The sequence below is a fragment of the Mesorhizobium carmichaelinearum genome, from assembly GCF_900199455.1.
GTDB lineage: Bacteria > Pseudomonadota > Alphaproteobacteria > Rhizobiales > Rhizobiaceae > Mesorhizobium > Mesorhizobium carmichaelinearum.
Window position 1 is genome coordinate 1 of the sequence record NZ_FZQR01000109.1, and the last position, 1,412, is coordinate 1,412.

At 55.0% G+C, this 1,412-nt stretch carries 2 protein-coding genes; both read left to right on the forward strand.

The features are described 5' to 3' along the window. Positions 1-89: 89 nt before the first annotated feature. Positions 90-1,115, forward strand: a complete 1,026-nt coding sequence (locus CKW40_RS42185) for an IS110 family RNA-guided transposase (protein ID WP_095205377.1) — start codon at positions 90-92, stop codon at positions 1,113-1,115. Positions 1,116-1,200: 85 nt separating this feature from the next. Further along, a partial coding sequence (locus CKW40_RS44465) for a hypothetical protein (RefSeq protein ID WP_210200211.1) occupies positions 1,201-1,412 on the forward strand: 212 nt, incomplete at its 3' end.

Genomic DNA, 1,412 nt, shown 5'->3' on the forward strand with positions numbered 1-1,412 from the left:
GTTGCTGCCGTGTTGGGGTGGACGGCTCCCAACAGCATCGCAATGTGCCAGAATGAGTTCGTTGAAAGCTCAATCGAGGGAGACCGTCCGTGGAAGAGATTATCAGAATTGGCATGGATACGTCAAAGAGCGTTTTCCAATTGCATGGCGTGAACGCAGGCGAGCAACCAGTCCTTCGCAAGAAGCTTTCGCGTAGGGAGATGGTGAAATTCTTCGAGAAAACGCCGCCGACTACTATCGCACTCGAAGCCTGTGGAGGCTCTCATCATTGGGCGAGGCTGTTAAGTTCGTTCGGTCATGAGGTGAAATTGATCGCGCCTCAGTTGGCGAAACCTTATGTGAAACGCGGCAAGAATGACGCGGCGGACGCGGAAGCTTTGTGTGAGGCGATGAGCCGACCGACGATGCGCTTCGTGCCGGTGAAGACCGCGGACCAGCAGGCGGCGTTAATGCTGGTCGGTGTGCGAGAGAGACTCATTCGCAATCGGACACAGCTCGCCAACGCCATTCGCGGTTTTGCCATGGAGTTCGGCATCGTCGCGGCCACGGGCATGTGCCGCATCGAACCGTTGTTGGAGCGGATTGCGGCGGATCAATCCCTGCCTGAATTGGCCCGCGAGCTTTTTGTCATGCATGGCATTGAATATCGAGATTTGCTGGCTGAAACGAAAGCCGTCGAGGAAAAACTGACCACGTTGCACCGCTCCAATGAATGCAGCAGGCGCCTGGCCGAAATTCCGGGTGTCGGGCCGGTCGGCGCATCGCTTTTGATGATGAAGACCCCAGATCCCCGAACGTTCAAGTCGGGTCGCGATTTTGCCGCTTGGATAGGCCTCACGCCCAAAGACCATTCGACCGCAGGCAAGGTCAGACTGGGGGTGATCACACGTGCTGGCGACGAAATGCTGAGGAGCATATTGGTGGTTGGCGCAACTGCCCTTCTTCAGCATGTCAGAGCAGGTCGAAGCAGACATGCTTCCCGATGGCTGATCGAACTCCTGCAACGGAAGAAACCAAAGCTGGTTGCGGTGGCGCTCGCCAACAAGATCGCCCGTATTGCGTGGAAGCTTATGGTGAGCGGCGAGGCGTATCGGCGGACAGAGGAGCAAACGTAAGCAACATAGGAATTGGTCATCACGGTGAGCAGAATAGAATGCTACTGTGTTGAGCTGATGCTGTGAACTTGCAAGAGAAAAGCAGATGGTGCGATCGATCGATCCAAGACGCGTGATACTCCGTCAGTTCCATTGGCCTTTCAAGGTCGTTGCCGTGTTAGGAACATGCGTTGCGGAAACCATCTTGGCCAGTGGTCATGTGCGACCACACACAAAGGCCGCACATATGGAAGCAAGCGATCCGATCAAAAATATCTGTAAAAAACACTTGCAAGTGGGAGCCGTCCACATATGGAA